Annotated in this window: 12 protein-coding genes; 8 read left to right on the top strand and 4 right to left on the bottom strand. The window is 58.3% G+C overall.

Translation table 11 applies throughout. From position 1 onward, the window contains the following. Window positions 1–66: 66 nt before the first annotated feature. Entirely contained in the window at window positions 67–1,872 is a 1,806-nt protein-coding gene (locus I9184_RS14000; protein ID WP_209834907.1) for a BamA/TamA family outer membrane protein, read from the top strand. Then, window positions 1,869–5,957, top strand: a complete 4,089-nt coding sequence (locus I9184_RS13995) for a translocation/assembly module TamB domain-containing protein (RefSeq protein ID WP_245218134.1) — start codon at window positions 1,869–1,871, stop codon at window positions 5,955–5,957. The genes I9184_RS14000 and I9184_RS13995 overlap by 4 nt, the downstream gene beginning before the upstream one ends. A gap of 269 nt (window positions 5,958–6,226) precedes the next feature. On the opposite strand, the gene fdhF is transcribed toward I9184_RS13995, so the two are convergent. From fdhF to ychF, 4 genes are all read right to left on the bottom strand, one after another. Continuing rightward, window positions 6,227–9,010, bottom strand: a complete 2,784-nt coding sequence (fdhF, locus tag I9184_RS13990) for a formate dehydrogenase subunit alpha (RefSeq protein WP_171724459.1) — start codon at window positions 9,008–9,010, stop codon at window positions 6,227–6,229. A 13-nt stretch (window positions 9,011–9,023) separates the two neighbouring features. Beyond that, window positions 9,024–10,727 carry an NAD(P)H-dependent oxidoreductase subunit E gene (locus I9184_RS13985; protein WP_209834905.1) on the bottom strand — a complete coding sequence of 568 codons (1,704 nt, stop codon included), beginning with the start codon at window positions 10,725–10,727 and terminating at the stop codon, window positions 9,024–9,026. Between the two features lie 85 nt (window positions 10,728–10,812). Further along, window positions 10,813–11,694, bottom strand: a complete 882-nt coding sequence (locus I9184_RS13980; RefSeq protein WP_209834903.1) for a LysR family transcriptional regulator — start codon at window positions 11,692–11,694, stop codon at window positions 10,813–10,815. A 686-nt stretch (window positions 11,695–12,380) separates the two neighbouring features. Continuing rightward, entirely contained in the window at window positions 12,381–13,478 is a 1,098-nt protein-coding gene (ychF, locus tag I9184_RS13970; protein WP_171724461.1) for a redox-regulated ATPase YchF, read from the bottom strand. Between the two features lie 198 nt (window positions 13,479–13,676). On the opposite strand from ychF, the gene I9184_RS13965 reads away from it, so the two are divergent. The 6 genes from I9184_RS13965 (at window position 13,677) to I9184_RS13940 (ending at window position 19,318) form a co-directional block, all read left to right on the top strand. Then, the gene (locus I9184_RS13965) at window positions 13,677–14,165 is read left to right on the top strand and encodes an acyloxyacyl hydrolase (protein WP_171636774.1); all 489 of its coding nucleotides are present in this window, start codon (window positions 13,677–13,679) and stop codon (window positions 14,163–14,165) included. A 78-nt stretch (window positions 14,166–14,243) separates the two neighbouring features. Further along, entirely contained in the window at window positions 14,244–15,035 is a 792-nt protein-coding gene (trpA, locus tag I9184_RS13960; RefSeq protein WP_209834901.1) for a tryptophan synthase subunit alpha, read from the top strand. A 144-nt stretch (window positions 15,036–15,179) separates the two neighbouring features. Continuing rightward, the gene (locus tag I9184_RS13955) at window positions 15,180–16,346 is read left to right on the top strand and encodes an alpha-hydroxy acid oxidase (RefSeq protein ID WP_171636770.1); all 1,167 of its coding nucleotides are present in this window, start codon (window positions 15,180–15,182) and stop codon (window positions 16,344–16,346) included. A 249-nt stretch (window positions 16,347–16,595) separates the two neighbouring features. Beyond that, window positions 16,596–17,249 (top strand): 50S ribosomal protein L25/general stress protein Ctc, encoded by a 654-nt coding sequence (locus I9184_RS13950; RefSeq protein WP_171636768.1) that lies wholly within the window; start codon window positions 16,596–16,598, stop codon window positions 17,247–17,249. Window positions 17,250–17,390: 141 nt separating this feature from the next. Next, a complete protein-coding gene (gene pth / locus I9184_RS13945) occupies window positions 17,391–18,071 on the top strand; it encodes an aminoacyl-tRNA hydrolase (RefSeq protein ID WP_209834899.1) in 681 nt (226 codons plus the stop codon). An 83-nt stretch (window positions 18,072–18,154) separates the two neighbouring features. Further along, window positions 18,155–19,318: a serine hydrolase gene (locus I9184_RS13940; protein ID WP_209834897.1), complete on the top strand. Its 1,164-nt coding sequence runs from the start codon at window positions 18,155–18,157 to the stop codon at window positions 19,316–19,318. Window positions 19,319–19,326 lie beyond the last annotated feature (8 nt).

The following is a 19,326-nucleotide window of genomic DNA, read 5'->3' as shown; positions in this document are numbered from 1 at the left end:
CCTGAATTCAAAGGGCCGTGCACGACACGGACAAGAGAACTGGAATTGGGACAGTTGGGGCAATTCATGCAAAGGAGCAAGCGGCAATGCCGTCTGGGGCGCTGGCTGATGGCCACAGTTGTGACTTTGGCCCCAACCACGCTGGCGGCGCTGGAAACGTCTCTTACCGCCCCTGGTGCATCGAAAGAACTGGTTGAACGTCTCAAGCAGACATCCTCAGTAACCACGGCTGAAGAACGCGGCCTCGACACCCCGCTTGAAATCCTCTCGGCGGCCTTGTCGGATTACCGTACGATCGTGCAAATCCTTTACGACGAGGGCTATTTCAGCCCGGTCGTCAGCATCAAGCTTGATGGACAGGAAGCGGCCGAGCTGAGCTCTCTCACGGTGCCTGCACAAATAAACCGTGCTGCGATTGCCGTTGAAACCGGGCCAAGCTTCAAATTCGGCACCGCCACTGTTCAGCCCCTGGCCCCTGAAACCAAACTCCCCGAGGATTTTGCCCCCGGGAAACTGGCGACGACCGGTGCCATTCAACAGGCCTCCTCGGCCGGTGTTCAGGGATGGAGGGACGCGGGTCACGCAAAAGCCGGAATTGCGGGTCAGACAATCATCGCGCGCCACGCCCAAGCTCGTCTGGATGCCCAGATCGACCTTGATCCCGGGCGCAGGCTGACATTTGGCAAGATGTTCATCAAGGGCAATTCAGATGTACGCCACAGATCCATCGAAAAGATCGCCGGGTTCCCTAGTGGAGAGGTCTATTCCCCTGAGAAAATCCAGAAGGTGGGAACACGGTTGCGCCGGACCGGCACGTTCAACGTGGTCTCGTTGCAGGAACGAGAGGTTCCAAACCCCGATGGCACACTGGATTTCGACGCCACGTTCGAAGACCTGCCCAAACGTCGGTTGACCTTTGGTGTCGAACTGGCCTCTCGCGATGGTGTGGATGTGACGGCGACGTGGACCCATCGCAATATGTTCAGGCGCGCAGAACGTCTGCGCTTCGAAGCGGCGGTTCGAAATATTGGCGGTGCAGAGGATATTGATGGCCGGATCGGGCTGCGTCTGGATCAACCTGACCGGCTTGGACCTGATGACAACACCTTCTGGAGCGCCCTGCTGGAACGCCGCAACACGGAAAACTACAATGTGACGGTGGCTTCGCTGGCCTATGGTGCGCGCCGGACGTTCTCGGACAATCTTTACGCCGAGGCATCGGCCGGGTTCCAGTGGTCGGACGCGGATGACGCATATGGCAGCGGGCGCAAGTTCAGGTATTTCATCGTTCCGTTCCGATCCGAATGGGATGAGCGTGACAGCAAAGTCAGTGCAACGCGCGGTTTCTACCTGGATTCCCAGATCATGCCCTTTGTCGGCTTTTCCGGCAGCGACACGGGAATTCGTCTGTTTTTCGACGGTCGTGCCTATACCAGCCTTGGTACCGGAGGACGGGTTGTACTGGCGGGGCGGGCGCAACTGGGATCGGTAATCGGCCCACCCGCAAATGGCGTCACGCCCGACTTTCTGTTCTTCTCGGGCGGTGCGGGAACCGTTCGCGGGCAGCCGTATGAAAGCCTCGGCATTCCGGTCGGAAGCGGCGTCGCGGGCGGCAAGTCATTTATTGGCTTGTCCGGCGAGATCCGAGGCAAGGTGACCGACAGCCTGTCGCTGGTCGGGTTTTACGACTACGGTGTCGTCGATACATCTTCGTTTGTCGGCAGCGGCGCGGAAGACCACTCGGGCGCCGGTATCGGCGTAAGATACGATCTGGGCGGGTTTGGCCCCTTGCGTCTTGATCTGGCCTATCCTGTCAGCGGTCCCACCGGGGACGGGCTACAGTTCTATATCGGGATCGGACAGGCATTTTGAGACGGCACCTTTCATATCCTCTGCTGATCGCCGCGCTGGCAATCGTGCCTGTGGCCGGACATCCGCAGGAGGACGAAGGCGGCAGCATGATCGAGCGGTTCCTACAGGATACCCTGTCGGGCGACGATCAGAACGTCACCGTCAAGGGCCTGCAAGGTGCACTGAGTTCACGTGCCACGATTGCCGAGATCACGGTTGCCGATGACGAAGGGGTCTGGCTGACTATAAAGGACGCCGAACTTGACTGGAACCGGCTGGCTTTGATCCGTGGGCGGTTCTCGGTCAATGCCTTGACTGCACAAGAAATCGACGTTGCCCGTGCGCCGGGCACCACCACCAAAGACACGCCGTCGCCAACCGCAGAAACAAAAGGCTTCCAACTGCCTGAACTGCCCGTAGCCATCGAAATCGGTGAAATTCGCATCGACGAGCTGGCTTTGGGCCAGCCCCTGATCGGAGTGGCCGCAGAACTGGCGGTTAGTGGCAACCTGTCACTGGCCGACGGAACGCTGGACACCAACCTTGACATCACGCGGCTGGACCGGGCGGGCGATGAGATCAAGTTGGCCGCGGGCTTTCAGAATTCAAACAGCCAGATCAATCTTGATCTTCAGGTGACAGAGGCAGCGGGCGGCCTGATCTCGACCGCTCTTGAAATGCCGGATACCCCGCCTATCGCGCTGACAGCGAAAGGGTCCGGACCCGTGACCGATTTTACGGCCGATATCGGTCTCAGCAGCGATGGTCAGCCTCGGGTGACAGGGCAGGTTCGGTTACGCTCGGCCCCGACTGCCGCGGCCAGCGCGGAAGAGGGCATTGCGTTTACTGCCGATCTCGGTGGTGATTTGACACCTTTTGTCGCCGAAGAAATGGATACGTTTTTCGGTGCCAAAACACAGCTCTATGTGGATGGGCGAACCCAACCTGAAGGTGCGCTGGAAATTGACGAACTTGAGATCTCGTCACAAGCACTGAACCTGAAAGGCCAGTTACAGTTGGCGGCAGGTGGGCGATTGCAACTCGCGGCCCTACAAGGACGCATAACGCCACCGGAGGGTGAAAGGGTAACTCTTCCAGCCTCGGGCGGTGACACGTCCGTTGGAGCGGCACAGATTTCGGCGCTGTACGACGAAAAAAACGGCAATCATTGGGACCTGAGCCTGACTGCGAACGCCGTGCAGGCCGAGCAAGTTAATTTGGAGCGCGCGCAAATTACTGCTCACGGGACCTTGGAACAGGGCGCAGCGCTAAAAATCAATGGCAATCTGCAGGCCGCGTTGGACGGAATTGATCTGGCGGACGAGGCCCTGAATGCAGCAATAGGCGACCTCATCACTCTGGATGGCACCTTTGACTATGGCAGTGACCAATCCCTGAACCTGACCGGTCTCGAACTAGTTGGTTCGGATTACGAATTGGGTGTCGACGCATTGGTCAGCGGCTTGTCCACCGGTTTGGCCATCGACGGCACCGCCACTTTGGAAGCCACGGATTTGTCCCGGTTTTCGGAACTGGCCCAACTGGAGCTGGGAGGCCAGGTTTCGGCCCGTCTAAACGGTAAAGGCTCACCACTGGAAGGCAGTTTCGACGGCAAACTGGAGGTCGAAGGAACCGACCTCTCGACCGGGCGTGATGACATCGATCCGGTGATCAAGGGCAACACAGCAATAACGCTCGACGCCAAGCGTGGCGCAGATGGCATAACCATCCAAGATTTCACCCTGATCGGTGATACCTTGCGCGCCCAGGCCGACGGCACCGTAACGACCCCTGATGGCAACGTGACGATCGATGGTCAGGCGACGGTCAATTCCCGGGACCTGTCCGTGTTTTCGGGCCTTGCCAAACGCGAGCTTGGGGGTGCAGTGCAAGCGAAACTGAAAGGAAAAGGAACTGTTCAGACGCTGGAGTTTGACGGCACGGCCAGCGTATCGGGCCGGGATATCAAAACCGGTCTGGCCGAGATCGACCCGCTGTTGGTCGGTCGCAACGAGATCACGTTCGACGGTGCGCTGAGCCAGGAACAGATTGTGATCCGCGACGCATCGGTGAACGGTTCAGCGCTGACCGTCAAGGCCTCTGCCACCATAGACGACCCAAGGAAAGCCCTTGCCATTGACGGGCAGGTCAATCTGAACATCCCGGACCTGTCACCGTTTTCAAGCCTTGCAAAACGCGATCTGGCAGGGGCGATCCGTGCGGATATAGTCGGCAAGGGCGCAGTCGGCAGCAAAGCGTTCGACGTAAAAGGCAATCTGGCGGCGGACGACATCAAAACCGGGATCGACGCCGTTGACGACCTGATCCAGGGGCGAACGAACCTGACCGTGGACGCGATGAACGACGATGAAGGCCTGGATATCCGTACGTTCCAACTGATAGGAACGGCCCTTTCGGCGAATGCATCGGGCAAGCTGAACCGAGACGCCGGCGGTTTGGACTTTTCCGCCAAACTGGATGACCTTGCCCGTCTGTCGCAAACCTTGTCCGGCCCGCTGAACCTGAGCGGGAACGTCGCTCCGACCGGCTCTGGGTTGGAAGGCACTGCCCGCCTGGACGGGCCTGACAGCTCTTACGCCAGCCTTCAAGGAACGGTCGGCCAGAATGGCTCGGCTGATGTGGATTTTGACGCCAAACTGAACCGGATCGAGCGGTTCGTTCCCGAATTTCCTGGCACTGTGGCAGCAAAGGGAACGGCCAAACGCGATAACGGTGTCTGGACGATTGACGCCAAGGCGCAAGGGCCTGCCGACATAGACACCACGTTGGCTGGCACCTTTGATGAAACCAGCGGTCAGGCGGATCTGAAGGCACAGGGCGGCATCAACCTTGGGATCGCGAATGTCTTCATCACACCCAACAAGATCGACGGGTCGGCGCGCTTCGATCTGGCACTCAAGGGTGCTCCGGCGCTGGCGTCGCTGAGCGGTTCAGTCACCACTTCGGGCACATCCCTTGCCATTCCGGGTGTTGGTCAGACCATTACCGGGATCAGTGGTCAGGTGGATCTGGCGCAAAGTCGCGCAAACATTACACTGAATGGCGGAGTTCGGGCGGGAGGCAACTTTACCGTCAACGGGCCTGTTGACCTGACCCCTCCGTTCAACGCCCAGATTACCACCACCCTGAACAACCTGGTGCTGACAGACCGGTTGCTGTATGAAACCACCCTGAACGGTCAGATTGCCATGACCGGGGCGTTGGCCGGAAACAGTTCGCTTGCCGGTCAGATCACGTTTGACGAAACCAACATCAACCTTGCCGCCGCGTCCGGCGCGGTAGGCGCGGCACCTATCCCGGACATCCAGCACATCAACGAAAGTCGCGCCGGTTTCATCACGCGAGAGCGGGCCGGATTGGTCGTGACCGAAGGATCGGAGAAAAGCGCATCCCGTATTGCGCTGGATATCAGCCTGCTTGCACCCAAGGCGGTTTTCGTCAGAGGACGCGGGGTGAACGCAGAACTGGGGGGTCGAATTTTCATCGGCGGCACTACCGCCTCTGTTGTTCCGTCCGGTCAGATCGAACTGATCCGAGGGAATTTCGACATTCTGGGCCGCAGATTGGCACTGACCAAGGGGATCGTCACGTTGCAGGGCGACCTGACCCCGTATATCGAGTTCGAGTCTTCAGCCAGCACGTCTGACGGCACCGCGACGATCGAAATTGCCGGCCCGCTGGATTCACCTGAGGTCAATGTGTTTTCCGACCCTGAACGTCCGGCTGAAGAAGCGCTGGCAATGTTGCTGTTCGGGAACCGGTTTTCAGAAATCTCGCCTTTCCTGATCGCGCAAATGGCAGCATCACTGGCGCAGCTTAGCGGTGCGGGTGGTGATGCAACCAAAGGTCTCCGCGACTCCACCGGAGTCGACACGGTCGACATAGGAGCTTCGGAAAGCGGCGCGGGCCGTTTGGGCGCGGGCGCGTACCTGGGTGAAAACCTCTATACGGATTTCACCGTGAACACCGAAGGTGACACCGAAGTGAACCTAAACCTCGATGTCACGGACAATTTCACGGTGCGCGGTACGGTCGATGGCCGAGGGGAAACCGGCCTGGGTCTGTTCTTCGAGCGTGACTATTGACCAGCTGCCAATAAAAGCCGCGTTGAGCCATCCGTTTGTTTCGCACCAGCAGGTGACGGGTGTTCACATTGCCTTATGGACGCCTGGTTCCGATTTCGTTGGTGGGCGCGATGCCATCGCCAGTGCGGAAATTTGCGTGGTGCCGCGACCAAATGAAAACGCGACGAATTGCCGGGGCAAGTCAGATGAGGCAATCGTTTGAACGACGGCGCGGCAAAGAAAAAAGCGGCCCCTTCCAGAGGCCGCCCTTGTTAAGTCTGGCCGCGATCTTACTCCGCTGCCATCGCATCCTCGATCTTTTCGACACGAATGGCCGAGAACTTGAACTCGGGGATCTTGCCGTAGGGGTCGATGGCCGAGTTCGTCAGGATGTTCGCCGCCGCTTCGACATAGGCAAACGGGATGAACACCATGTCTTCGGCAATGGCCCGGTCGGCGCGCACCATGATTTCAATCGAACCACGACGCGTGGTCAGGCGGATCATTTCGCCCGGTTCAATCCCCATCAGCTTCAGCGTGCGCGGGTTCATCGAGCAGTTGGCTTCTGGCTCGACCGCGTCAAGAACCTTTGCCCGGCGGGTCATTGAACCGGTATGCCAATGTTCCAGCTGACGGCCGGTGGTGGCAATCATCGGGTATTCATCATCGGGCGCTTCATCAGGCGGGATGACATTGGCCGGAGTGAACCTTGCTTTGCCCCCCGCGCGGGGGAAGCCATCGCCGAACACAATAGGCTGGCCGGGATCGGTTTCGCTGAGCGACGGATAGGTGATCGTCTCGTTTTCCAGCCGTTCCCACGTGATATTGTCAAGCGACTGCATGGTCAGTTTCATCTCGGCAAAGACCTCGGACACATCTGTGTAATCCCAGTTCAGCCCGATACGCTGCGCCAGTTCGACCGTGATCTTCCAATCCTCGCGTGCCTCACCCGGAGGCGCCACGGCCGGACGGACACGTTGCACCTGACGGTTGGTGTTCGAAACCGTGCCGTTCTTTTCATACAGCGCCGAGGCCGGCAGGATGATATCGGCATAGTTCGCGGTTTCGGTCAGGAAGATGTCCTGCACGATCATCAGGTCCAGCTTGGCCAGGGCCTCACGTGCGTGGCCAACATCCGGATCGGACATGGCCGGGTTTTCACCCTGAATGTACATGCCCTTGATGTTGCCTGCATAGGCTTGGTCAATGATCTCAGTGACGGTCAAACCCTTCTCGTTTGAGAAATCGTCCGATTTCCAGACCTCGGTGAACTGCGCGCGAATGCCGTCATCCGTCACCGTCTTGTAGTCCGGCAGGAACATCGGGATCAGCCCGGCGTCTGATGCGCCCTGCACGTTGTTCTGGCCCCGCAGAGGGTGCAGACCCGCGCCGGGTTTGCCGACATTCCCGGTCATCAGGGCCAGCGAGATCAGGCAGCGCGAATTGTCGGTGCCGTGGATATGCTGGCTGACGCCCATGCCCCAGAAGATCAGACCCGCCTTGGCATTGGCAAAGGTGCGCGCAACGCGACGCAGCTGATCCGGATCGATGCCGCAGATCGGTGCCATCGCCTCGGGCGTGAACTGGCGCAGGTGCTCTTTCTCGGCCTCCCAGTTCTCGGTCCAGCGGTGGATGTACTGGCTGTCATAAAGCTCTTCTTCGACGATCACGTTCATGATCGCGTTCAGCATCGAGACATCGGCACCGGGCCGGAACTGCAGCATTTCGTCCGCGAATTTGCGCATGCCGACGCCGCGCGGGTCCATCACGATCAGCTTGCCGCCGCGCTTGGCGAACTGCTTGAAATAGGTGGCCGCGACAGGGTGGTTTTCAATCGGGTTCGACCCGATGATGATGGCCACATCGGCATTCTCGATCTCGTTGAAGGTCGCCGTCACCGCGCCCGAGCCCACGTTCTCGATCAGAGCGGCAACGGACGACGCATGGCACAGACGGGTGCAGTGGTCGACATTGTTGTGTTTGAAACCCTGACGGATGAACTTCTGGAACAGATAGGCTTCCTCGTTGGTGCATTTGGCCGATCCAAAGCCCGCAACGCTGCGCGGGTCTTGGTCGCGCAGGGCCATCAGTCTGGTGGCCGCCAGATCCATCGCCTCTTCCCAGGTCGCTTCGCGGAAATGGGTCGACAGGTTGCCGGGATCAACGTTCAGACCTTTTGCCGGTGCATCCTCGCGCCGGATCAGCGGTTTGGTCAGGCGGTGCGGGTGGTGGATATAGTCGAACCCGAACCGGCCCTTGACGCACAGACGGCCTTCGTTGGCGGGGCCGTTGATGCCCTCGACATATTTGACCTTGCCGTCCTTGACCTTGAGGCTGACCTTGCAGCCCACCCCGCAGAAGGGGCAGACGCTTTCGGTTTCGGAATCGTAATCCTTGCTGTCGCCATGCTGCTGGTCGTCTAGGACGGTGGCGGGCATCAGCGCGCCGGTCGGGCAGGCCTGAACGCATTCGCCGCAGGCCACGCAGGTCGACTCGCCCATCGGGTCGTTCTGGTCGAACACCACCTGCGCGGTATGCCCGCGCCCGGCCATGCCGATCACGTCATTCACCTGAACGTCGCGGCAGGCGCGGACGCAGAGGTTGCAGTTGATGCAGGCATCCAGATTGACCCGCATCGCCACATGGCTGTCATCCAGCAACGGGATCTTCTCGGGCTCTTTCGCCGGAAAGCGGCTGTCGCTGACATCGTTCAGCTTGGCCATATCCCAGAAATGGCTCGATTTGTCATGCGGCTGCTCGGGCTGGTCGGCCACCAACAGTTCCATGACCATGGCGCGCGATTTCTCGGCGCGGTCGGTGTCGGTTTTCACCACCATCCCGTCAGCCGCCGGACGGATGCACGAGGCGACCAGCGTACGCTCGCCTTCCACCTCGACCATGCAGGCGCGGCAGTTGCCATCGGGTTTGTAGCCCGGCGCCGGTTTGTGACACAGATGCGGGATCACCAGTCCACGGCCGTTGGCCGCTTCCCAGATGGTGGTGCCTTCGGGCACGGTGACGTCATCGCCGTTCAGGTTGAAGGTGACGGTCTTGTTTGGGCTTGCATCAAGCATGGCTCTGTCTCCCTCAGATTTCTTCAGCGAAGTGTTTCATGACCAGGCGGATCGGGTTCGGGGCCGCCTGCCCCAGACCGCAGATCGAAGCGTCGCCCATCACCTGGCACAGATCTTCCAGCAGGTCGGTATCCCACTTCTCGGCCTGCATCAGCTTCACCGCCTTTTCGCAGCCCGCCCGGCAGGGCGTGCATTGGCCACAGCTTTCGTCCTCGAAGAACCGCAGCATGTTCAGCGCCGCATCGCGGGCCGTGTCCTGATCGGACAGAACCACAACCGCAGCGGATCCGATGAAGGTGCCCAGCGGCTGCAGGGTGTCAAAATCGAGCGGGACGTCGTCGATGCTGGAGGGGAGAAGACCTGACGACGGCCCGCCCGGTTGATACGCCTTGAACACATGACCTTCGGCCATGCCCCCGGCGGCATCAATCACGTCAAGAATGGTCGACCCTGCCGGCAGCAGGTAGACGCCGGGTTTCGCCACCCGGCCCGAGACCGAATAGCTGCGCAGCCCCTTGCGGCCATTCTTTTCAACTGAATTGAGGATCTCCGGACCTTCCCGGCAGATTTTGGACACCCAGTAGAGCGTTTCCACGTTGTGCACCAGCGTCGGGCGGCCGAATACGCCGACCTGCGCCACGAAGGGCGGGCGATGACGCGGCAGGCCCTTTTTACCCTCGATCGATTCGATCATTGCGGATTCTTCGCCGCAGATGTAAGCGCCCGCGCCGCGACGTAGGTCGATATAGCCCGGCTCGACGATTCCGGCCTGTTCCAGCGCGGTAATCTCGCGCCGCAGAATTTCCAGAACGGCTGGATATTCGTCGCGCATGTAGATGAAGCAGGTTTCCGCCTGAACCGCCCAGGCGGCGATCAGCATACCTTCGAGGAAAACATGCGGCGTGCGTTCCAGATAGTAGCGATCCTTGAAGGTGCCGGGTTCGCCCTCGTCCCCGTTCACGGCCAGATAGCGCGAGCCGTCATTCATGCGGACAAAGCCCCATTTCTTGCCCGACGGAAAACCGGCGCCGCCCAAACCGCGCAGGCCCGAGGCCAGAACCTGTTCCTGAACCACTTCCCAGTCGCCGCCCTCGCGCAGCTCTTTCAGCTTGGTATAGCCGTCATTGGCCTCGTAGGCCGCGAAGGTTTCGTAATCGGGTAGATGAGCATGGGTGTCATCGGCAGCAATAGCGGCCTGCACTTTTTCAGCGGTCGCGTGGTCGATATGGTTGTGACCAATCTCGAGCACCGGTGCCGTGTCGCAGCGCCCCATGCAGGGCGCGCGCAGAACGCGCACTTCGGACGGGTCCAGCCCATCCTCCAACGCTTTTTTCAACTGCTGCGCACCAGCCATTTCGCAGGACAGGGAATCACAGACACGAATGGTCAGCGCGGGGGGCTGTGTTTCACCTTCTTTCACCACGTCGAAATGGGCATAGAAGGTCGCGGTCTCGTAAATCTCGGCCTGCCCGATCCGCATCTCGACGGCCAGCGCGGCAATATGGTCGGCGCTGATATGGCCGTGCGTGTCCTGAATCAGATGCAAATACTCGATCAACAGGTCGCGGCGGCGTGGGCGGTCGCCCAGCAGGCGCGCAATTTCGGCCTGTGCTTCATCCGTAAACTGTCGGCCTTTGGGCGTGTGCCGCCCCTTGCCTTTACCTGACTTCCAGACGCCCTTGGGTGCGCCTGATGGCTTGGTGTCTAATGGTGCCATAATGCCCTCCGATTCAGGCCCCGTGTCTCATCAGGCTAGCATATCGTCAAATCGCTTTTTGCAATCGCACGATAACGACATCTTATCACCGTAAAGACGTCACCACAGCGCGCAGTGCCTGCACCGTTGGCAGTTCAGGATCTCGGCTCAGGGTGGCCAGACAGATCGGTTTGCTGACAATCGGATCGACCAGCGGCAGCACCTTTGTCCCCTGCAACTCGCCCAATGCCCGAATAAGGACACGTGGCACAACCGTGGCAGCCAGCCCCTCGCGTGCCATCACCATCGACGCGGTAAATCCGCTGGTTTCGGCAACCACGTCCGGGTGCAGCCCCTGTTCGGCAAAGATACGATCCAGAATACGCCGGTTTTGCATCTGCGGCTCGAGCAGGCTCAGCGGAAATTCAGCCACGCGCGCCCAAGGCATGGGGCCGTTTTCGTCCGTCATGTGTGACGGAACCAGCAGAACATAGGTTTCCTCGTACAAAGGTTGCACCTGTCGCAGATCGGTCCCGATGCTGTCGCCATATGTTATCCCGGCGTCCAGGCTTCCTTCGTCCAGCCGGTGTTGAATGGCGGTGGCAGACATGGTTTCGATGCGCGTAACGATGCGCGGATGCGCTTGCCGAAAGCGTTTGGTGAGGCGTCCGGTAAAGGCGATGGCCGTCGGAATCACGCCAAGGATCAGCGTACCGGTGATCTCGCCCTTGGTGGCCAGCACCTGCTGTTCCAGTGCTTTGGTGTCATCGAGAATGCGACGCGCCCGCTGGACGATCATCTCGCCCTCTTCGGTCAGACCCTGAAACCGGTTGGCGCGGCGGACGATAGAGACGCCCAATCGGTCTTCGAGGTTACGGATACGCATCGAGAACGCGGGTTGAGATATCCCGCATTCCTCTGCCGCCTTGGCAAAATGCCGATGCCGTGCCAAGGCACTGAGCAATTGCAGGTCGCGAATTTCGATCATCTCAGGGCATTCCTGTTGGCGGGTCGTTCGTCAGAGTATCGGATATTCGACGGCAGAGAAAAGAGCGCTTAAATTGCGCGGGCTGCGACTTGTGATTCCCGAACTCAAGGCATTTACCATGCAGGAACAGTGAATCGTATGACGTCTTCAACCAAGCGAAACAAAGCTGACAAAACCCGGAAATTACCTTAGCTTCCAGAGGCGGAGGTTTCAGGATGACGGAACGAATAACTGGTGGGTGCAAATGTGGCCTGGTTCGCTATGCAGGCACCCGACTTGATGTACCAATGTTTCGCTGTCACTGTCGCGACTGCCAGCACCTCACAGGTTCCGGGCATTCAGAGATGATGCCTTTGGTCCGTGACTCTTTTGAAATAAGTAGTGCTTGCAAAACGTACGAAATGCTGGGCGGGTCGGGCAACCCAACGTTCAGCGGCTTCTGCCCGAACTGTGGAGCGCAACTTACAAGGCGCAGCAGTCTTATGGATGATCGTATCTATGTTCACGCATCATCGCTAGATGATCCGCGAAAATACAACCCGGAAAAATCAATCTATCAAGAGTCTGCGCAATCTTGGGATGCAACCTCAGTCGTCGGACAGACTTAAAAGCACAGGACCGTTCATTTCCCGATTTGAGTTGGCGGGCCTCGATACGCCAATACGATTGCGGATTGTGGCGCAATTTCAGGTGTTGAACAAAAAGTGCATCACGTCGCCATCCTTGACGATATAGCTTTTCCCCTCTGCCCGCATCTTGCCTGCCTCTTTCGCCCCTTGCTCGCCGTTGCAGGCGACAAAGTCTTCATAGGCGATGGTCTCGGCGCGGATGAATCCCTTTTCGAAATCACCATGAATGACACCAGCCGCCTGCGGTGCAGCGGTACCGGTGCGGATGGTCCAGGCGCGGGCCTCTTTCGGGCCAACCGTAAAATAGGTTTCCAGTTTCAGCAGGTCGTAACCGGCGCGGATCAGACGGTCGAGACCGGGCTCTTCCAGACCCATTTCCTCAAGGAACATCTGTGCCTCGTCCGCTTCAAGCAGACTGATCTCTTCTTCGATCTTGGCGCTGATAATGACGTGAGAGTTGCCCTGGGCGGCAGCCATCTCGGCAACTTTCGCCGAGTATTCGTTGCCTTCAGCGGCTTCTTCCTCGGACACGTTGCAAACATAAAGAACCGGCTTGGTGGTCAGCAGTTGCAACATCTTCCAGGCCTTGGCGTCCTCGTCCGAAACCTCGACCAACCGTGCAGGTTTGCCGCCTTCCAGCATCTTTTGCGCTTCGGCAAGCAGGCGGTCCTGCTGTTGGGCCTCTTTGTCATTGCCTTTCAGCTTGCGCACCAGATTGGCGCGGCGCTTTTCGATGCTTTCCAGATCGGCGAGCATCAGCTCAGTCTCGATGGTGTCAGCATCAGCCACGGGGTCGATGCGGCCTTCTACATGGGTCACGTCGCCATCTTCGAAACAGCGCAAGACATGGGCGATGGCATCGACCTCGCGAATATTTGCCAGAAACTGGTTCCCGAGCCCCTCGCCTTTCGAGGCCCCCTTCACCAGTCCGGCGATATCAACGAATGTCATGCGCGTCGGGATGATCTGTTTTGACGATGCGATTGCGGCCAACTTGTCGAGCCGCTCATCCGGCACGGCCACATCGCCGACATTGGGCTCAATCGTGCAGAACGGGAAATTCGCGGCTTGCGCGGCAGCGGTTTTGGTCAACGCATTGAACAGGGTCGACTTGCCCACGTTCGGCAGACCCACGATTCCCATCTTAAAGCCCATAACGGCCTCCTGCATAGAATACGAACGCAGCTTCTATGCAGGTCCGCATCAATGCGCAAGTGATTGCCGGGCCACTTTGTTTGAGTCCCTTCGGCCACATCACGAAATTGTTCTCAAATCGTGTTCTTGTCGGCCCTGAAAACCGAAGGGTAGGATGAACAATTAACATAGCGCGATCAAATTAAATGGCAGAATATAATGGAAAAACTACTTCTTGCAGCCGTACTGACGGTCTCTACATTTGCTACAGCCCATGCTCAGACGGTTGTTCTTGGTGCCGGGTATTCAGATTTTTCCGAGGCGACGTCCGAAGATCAGGCACTGATCGCTCTCGAGTACCATCACACTCCTTTTCACCAGGCAACTCGGTTCAGTGCTGGCTGGGGTGCTGCGTTTTCTGTGAACGAAGACGGGGATACGCATATCGGTGTTGGGCTGGTCGGGCTGTATTCTCTGGGTGAGCGCTGGTTCGTCGAAGGCAGTGTCATGCCGGGATACTTCAATGCCAGCAACGACCAGAACGACCTGGGCGGAGACTTTCAGATCCGCAGCCTTTTGGGTCTTGGATATAACCTGAACAACGGCAACAGAATGTCAGTTGCGATCACGCACAAGTCGAACGCCAGCACCAACGATGAGAACCCTGGTGTAAACGCGGTTCTGCTGCGGTACCATCTGGGCTTCTGAGCTATTCCTGCGTTGGCGGGATTGATTTTCGGTCAAAGTTTCTGCACACGGGTCCAAACCCGATTGCAAGGACATCCGATGACCCGTATCGACGCTAAGTTTGCCGCCCTGAAAGCCGAAGGAAAGAAGGCTTTTGTTGCCTATGTGATGGCAGGGGACCCGGACTATGACACCTCGCTCGACGTGGTCAAAGGCCTGCCCGGCGCGGGTGTGGACATCATCGAACTTGGTTTGCCCTTCACTGATCCGATGGCGGATGGCCCCACAATTCAGGCAGCGGGTCAACGCGCGTTGGACGGCGGGATGACGTTGCAGCGCACATTGGATCTGGCGCGCGCGTTCAGGGAAACAGATGACACAACGCCAATTGTCCTGATGGGGTACTACAACCCGATTTACAGCCGGGGTGTAGAGGCTTTTCTGGCCGATGCCAAAGATGCCGGTATTGACGGGCTGATCGTTGTCGATCTGCCGCCCGAGGAAGACGAAGAGCTTTGCCTGCCTGCGCAGGCGGCCGGCCTGAACTTCATTCGTCTTGCAACACCTACCACGGATGACCAGCGCCTGCCGCGCGTTTTGCAAAACACCTCGGGCTTCGTGTATTACGTCTCAATCACTGGCATCACCGGCGCGGCCGAGGCGCAGGCAACGGATGTGGCCCCCGAGGTTGCCCGTATCCAGGCCGCAACCGAGCTGCCGGTGATCGTGGGCTTTGGCATCAATACGCCCGAGAAATCCCGCAATATCGCGTCCGTGGCAGATGGTGCCGTAGTCGGATCGGCGATCGTCAGCCAGATCGGTGCAGGCAAACCGGTCAATGAAGTGCTGGATTTTGTAAAGTCCCTGTCGGATGGCGCTCATAGCGCCTGATCCCGCAGATAACACAGACTGAAAAGCCTGCCGCAGACTGTTCTGGGGCAGGCTTTTTTGACTGCCCGACGCCGGGCCAGATCATTGCAGGCGTTGACATGCATTGGTAAGGAAAACGAACCAGTAAGTTCGGAGGTCTGAGTCATGCCTGTGATAACCAATATCGAAAACCTCAGGCGCATTTACGAGCGTCGCGTGCCGCGGATGTTCTACGATTACGCTGAAAGCGGCAGCTGGACGGAACAGACTTTCCGCGAAAACAGTTCCGATTTTGAAAAGATCCGCCTGCGTCAGCGGGTTGCCGTTGATATGTCCGGGCGTTCGACGGCCTCGGAAATGATCGGCCAGAAGGTGTCAATGCCGGTCGCGTTGGCCCCGGTCGGGTTGACGGGGATGCAGCATGCGGACGGAGAGATGAAGGCCGCCAAAGCCGCCGAGGATTTTGGTGTGCCCTTTACCCTTTCCACAATGTCGATCAACTCGATCGAAGACGTGGCCGAGCACACCGACAAGCCGTTCTGGTTTCAGCTCTACACGATGAAGGACGATGACTATGTCAGCCGTCTGATCCAGCGGGCCAAGGACGCCAAGTGTTCGGCGCTGGTGATTACGTTGGATCTGCAGATTCTGGGCCAACGGCACAAAGACCTGAAGAACGGCCTGTCCGCACCACCCAAGCTGACCGCAAAGACCATAGCGAACCTGATGACCAAATGGGCCTGGGGCATTGAAATGCTGGGTGCCAAACGGCGCGAGTTCGGCAATATAGTGGGACATGTGCAAGGTATCTCGGACGCGTCTTCACTGGGGGCCTGGACCGCTGAACAGTTCGACCCCACCCTCGACTGGAGCAAAGTCGAAAAACTGATGGAAAAGTGGGGCGGAAAAGTGATCCTGAAAGGGATACTCGACGCGGAAGATGCCAAAATGGCTGCCAAGCTGGGAGCGGATGCCATAGTCGTGTCGAACCATGGTGGGCGTCAGCTGGATGGTGCGCTCAGCTCGATTCGGGTATTGCCCGAGATCATGGACGCTGTCGGCAACGATGTCGAAGTGCATCTGGACAGTGGTATCCGCTCGGGTCAGGACGTGCTTAAGGCATTGGCACTGGGGGCTAGGGGGACGTATATCGGCCGCGCATTTATTTATGGGCTGGGCGCCATGGGCCAGAAAGGCGTCACCACCGCGCTGGAAGTGATTCAGAAGGAACTTGATACAACAATGGCGCTGTGCGGTGAAAAAACCGTTAGCGCGCTGGGGGCGCACAATCTTCTGGTACCAGAAGATTTTGGTGGTCGCTGGCAAGCCTGAGACCGCGGCAGATTTGGGGCTCTGCCCCCGCCGCCCGTTCCGGGCGTCTCCCCCGGGATACTTGTGGCCAGATGAAGCAGCGGACCCTTCACTCATTTGACGAAGAACACTCCGAAGCGCGCGGTTGGGCCATAGAGAACGACAAGCTGTGATTTCCCCCTTTCCAAACCGGATGAATCGAGATAAGGACGCGGCTTCACGCGGGTATACAGCCTTGGAGGATACCCGCCCTAACATTGGAGAATTATCATGGCTGGAGAGATTCCTGATCTCGTAGCTCTGGAACGGACGGGGACAGGCAAGGGCGCCGCTCGCAAAACGCGCCGCGAAGGCATGGTTCCGGGCGTAGTGTTTGGCGGCGACAAAGATCCGCTGCCGATTCAGATTCCGTTCAACGAACTGTTCAAGCGCCTGAAGGCCGGTCGCTTCAAGTCGACCCTGTGGAACCTGAAAGTCGAAGGCCATGAAGACGTTCGCGTCATCTGCCGCGACGTTCAGCGTGATGTCGTCAAAGACCTGCCGACCCACCTGGACCTGATGCGCCTGCGCCGGACCACCAAGATCGCACTGTACATTCCGGTTGAGTTCATCAACGAAGATGAAGCCCCCGGCATCAAGAAGGGCGGCGTGCTGACCGTTGTCCGCCCGGAAGTCGAGCTGTTGTGCACCGCAGGTGACATTCCTGAGAAGATCACCGTTGATGTGGCCGGAATGAACATCAACGACGTCGTCACCATTTCGTCGGTTGAACTGCCCGAAGGCACCAAGCCGACCATCGACCGCGACTTCGTGATCGCAAACGTCTCGGCACCGACCGGTCTGTCGACAAGTGACGACGAAGAAGGTGAAGAAGCAGAAGTTGCAGTCGATGAAGTCGAAGTCGTCGGCAAAGAAGAAGAATAAATTCGGATCAAACGTCTGATTTTTGAAACGGGGTTCTGACGAGCCCCGTTTTTTTGTGGTCATGACGCGCGGCGCCGGCTGGATTTCCATGGCAATTCCGGGCATCACATAGCCTCGAGGCTACAGAGGCGGAGCATGGTCATGAAACTCTTTGTCGGATTGGGAAACCCGGGGCAGAAATACGCCCGAAACCGGCACAACATCGGGTTCATGGCTGTGGAACGGATTGCGGAAGATCATGGGTTTGGCCCATGGAAGTCCAAGTTTCAGGGCGAAATCTCGGAAGGGCGGTTAGGGTCTGAAAAAATCCTTTTGCTGAAACCACAGACCTTCATGAACCGGTCCGGTCAATCCGTGGGTGAAGCGATGCGTTTCTACAAACTCGAGTCCACAGATGTTGTCGTGCTCCATGACGAGCTGGACCTCGCCCCGGGCAAAGTGCGGGTAAAGGCGGGCGGCGGACACGCTGGGCATAATGGTCTGCGTTCAATCCACGACCATATAGGCGCAGCCTATGACCGTGTCCGGCTTGGGATCGGACATCCGGGCCGCAAGGAGATGGTCTCGGCTTATGTTCTGAGCGACTTTGCGAAATCCGAGAGTGACTGGCTGGACGACGTTCTGCGGGGTGTTTCGGACGGCGCGCCCCATCTGGCCCAGAATGATGGTGGAAAATTCATGAACGCGGTGGCCCTGCGTACTGCTCCGCCCCGGTCGTCCAAGACGGCGGCTCCGAAAGCTGAAACCGCATCTAAGGCACCTCCGAAGCCACCAGCCGACGAACGGTCGGCCATGCAGAAACTGTTGGACAAGTTCAAATAGCGCCCCGCCCTCTTTCCGTTACGTCGGCGTTGCGAAAGCGGGATGTCCACGTTCCAATACACGCAAACAAGGGAGGCTATGCGATGCGGTCCATACTGAAGTGGGTTCTGCGCATTGTGCTGGCGCTGGCTTTGGCCGCCGCTGCCGTTGGGCTTTGGAAACGCGAAGAGTTACAGCGCCTGATGGCGGTGAACTCTCTGTTTTCCGAGGACAAGATCGTTCACAACTTTTCGCATATGGATGAAGCCTTTCTGACCGTGGATCTGCCGCGTGGAAACGCCCCAACATGGGAACTGCCTTACGGCGAAGGTTTCGATCTTCCGGAAGGCACCGACACTTGGATCAATGAACGCTCGGTCACTTCTTTGCTTATTATGCACAACGGCAAGATCCGGTTCGAGGAATACTATCTGGGCACCGGTCCCGATGATCGCCGGATTTCGTGGTCAGTGGCAAAAAGTTATCTGTCGGCGCTTTTCGGCATTCTCCTGCAAGAGGGCGCAATCGATTCATTGGATGATCCCGTCGTCAAATACGCCCCCAAACTTGCAGGCAGCGCATATGACAGGGCGACACTTCGGAACGTTCTGAACATGGCCAGCGGCGTCACGTTTGACGAAGATTATCTGGACCCGAAATCTGACATCAACAGGATGGGCCGTGTGATTGCCCTGGGCGGTGAACTGGACGATTTCGCGGCCTCATTGCAGGACAGTTTCGCGCCCCCCGGTGAAACCTGGCAATATGTTTCCATAGACACGCATGTATTGGGCATGGTGATACGCGGGGCGACCGGTCGCAGTGTCGCGGATCTATTGACGGAAAAAATCCTTCAGCCCCTGGGCCTTGAGCGGGACGGGTATTATGTCACTGACGGCGCTGGTGTCGCCTTCGTTTTGGGCGGATTGAACTTCACGACACGTGACTTTGCACGGTTCGGGCAAATGATCCTGCAAGATGGGTCATTGAACGGCCGGCAAGTGGTGCCCTCCGACTGGATTTTCGAGGCAACTCAACCCAGCGCCCCGACCGCTCAGGGGAAGATTGGATATGGGTACCAGTGGTGGATCCCGCGCGGCGCCCATGAGGGAGAGTTTCTGGCCCGGGGCGTGTATGGGCAATACATCTATTTCAACCAACCTCGCGGCGTTCTGATTGTGTCTACCGGCGCTGATCGGAAATTTCGCGACACTGGCGTAAACGACCAGAATATCGAAATGTTCCGCAAGATCGCAGAAAGCCTGTAAGGTGTGTT

The sequence above is a fragment of the Ruegeria sp. HKCCE3926 genome (assembly GCF_017872515.1).
Taxonomy (GTDB): Bacteria; Pseudomonadota; Alphaproteobacteria; order Rhodobacterales; family Rhodobacteraceae; genus Ruegeria.
Note: the sequence above shows the minus strand (reverse complement) of the source record. Positions and strands in the feature narration are given on the sequence as shown.